Source organism: Bacillus sp. 05T31 (genome assembly GCF_056396725.1).
This window is the reverse complement of sequence record NZ_JBFTMA010000833.1, coordinates 1-1,708: the sequence shown is the minus strand read 5'-3', so window position 1 is coordinate 1,708 and position 1,708 is coordinate 1. Positions and strand designations below refer to the sequence as shown.

The window sequence follows — 1,708 nt, the reverse complement described above, 5'->3', positions numbered from 1 at the left end:
ATTTCGAACTATTACTATCCATAAGTTTTTCTAAACGATTTATATTTTCTGTTAATGCACCTTTCACAAGAGAGAAATCTGTATTTGATTCTTCTTTTTTAGTTTTAAAAAACGAAGATTTTTGAGCATTTACTTCTGCCATCTCTTCTCCCCCTTTTCAAAAAGATACAACCTTTTATTTATATTATATAGCAAATGCAGACAGAGTGTACACGTATCATTTTCTTTTTAATTCTTCTTCTAACTCTTCTACTTGCTGCAAAGTATCTCCTTTTATTAAAGAGAAATCTGTTGTATCTTCATTATCTTCTTTAAAAAAATCATTGTCATAATCTTTTATCACTACAATCACCTCTACGTGCTAGTGTAGGAATGATTGTCCAATTTTATACAAGCTTGTCTGAATTTGTTCTCCCTTTATGTATAGGTGAAAAGGACAGAAAAAGATTCTGTCCTTATTTACTAAAATAACTATGATGAATTGTTAAATTATATACATTTTCAAAATCTCGATCTTGAAGGTTATTTTTCTTCCCATCAATAACAATGAAAACATCACTAACTATTTTTGCTGGTATAATTCCGACATTTTCTACTTGCACCGCTTTCTGCTCATTCAATTGCTCGATGTGTTCTAATGGAACAATAATACTAAATTGAGAGCGGATACCACGAAAGTTTGTATTTAATTCCTTCACCGCTTCAAATACAACAATTTTCGCACCAATCTTTTCCCCATATGAATCTAAAAATGTGTTTAAGCTTTTTGTATATTCCTCTTCCGTATGCCATTCCATTGTCCCAAAGGCTGTTGGATTCACATTTTGAATAATTGTCGTATATATTTCTCCTCTTGCTTTTGAAGCAATTAATGACCTTTTAATTGATTGGACCGTCTTTCCAATATCGCTGAATTTTGCGCCCCATATTTCTGAAATATTCGGTGTCAAAATGAATGCAATATCAACGAAAATTACCATCGCAGTAAACATTAAAAGATTTTTCCAGAGGGTTAAATCTATTCCTTTTATCGTGAAATAAACTGTGACTGATGTTATGAACAAACCGTACCACGTTTTTCGAATTCGTTGTTTCTTCTCCTCGTACAACTCTTCATTTCTCCAATAAAAGAAAACAAGARCAATAAAGACGATTGCTAAAATAAATAAGCCAATTCGAATGTTAGAGATCGTCAATCACATCACCCTCCATTCCAAAACTACTCACGATACCATTACATGCACAAACAGCTCTATTTATGACAAAAGACGGGGACAACCTTCTAAAGTTAGCAACATCGCATATACATTAGAAGCAGGCCACGTCTTTTATCCCGCATTAACGGGCAGTAAGCCCCCCCACCTCAAAATTCAGCGAAAGCAAAGACGTTAGGTGAGGGATCAACTGCCCATAAAAGCCCGATTGGTGAAGGCTAATAATCAGTGCGGGATGAACACCTTCCACTGATTAAAGTTTCACTTTATCATGAATCTACATTGTATATGTAGACAAGCATGCGTTTCAAATTTTCATGTTAAAAAGAAATATGTTTCGGAATTTCCCCTTCAGGTACTTCTCCATCCATACTTAAGTAATAATGACGAATCGGACGTAATTTTTCATCTAACTCATAAACAAGCGGAATGCTAGTTGGAATATTTAATGAAACCACACCATCACTTGAAAGGTTGTCTAAGTATTTCACTAG

The 1,708-nt window shown here is 33.9% G+C and carries 3 protein-coding genes and 1 pseudogene; all 4 read right to left on the bottom strand.

Annotated elements, in window-relative coordinates:
- On the bottom strand, nt 1–142 hold a 142-nt coding region (spoIISB, locus tag AC1DJR_RS28880), incomplete at its 3' end, for a stage II sporulation protein SB (protein ID WP_477004138.1).
- A 75-nt stretch (nt 143–217) separates the two neighbouring features.
- A complete protein-coding gene (locus AC1DJR_RS28875; protein WP_000588712.1) occupies nt 218–343 on the bottom strand; it encodes a hypothetical protein in 126 nt (41 codons plus the stop codon).
- Between the two features lie 112 nt (nt 344–455).
- The gene (locus AC1DJR_RS28870) at nt 456–1,196 is read right to left on the bottom strand and encodes a type II toxin-antitoxin system SpoIISA family toxin (RefSeq protein WP_477004137.1); all 741 of its coding nucleotides are present in this window, start codon (nt 1,194–1,196) and stop codon (nt 456–458) included.
- A 338-nt stretch (nt 1,197–1,534) separates the two neighbouring features.
- A pseudogene (gene gpmA / locus AC1DJR_RS28865) lies at nt 1,535–1,708 on the bottom strand (2,3-diphosphoglycerate-dependent phosphoglycerate mutase); the annotation flags it as partial.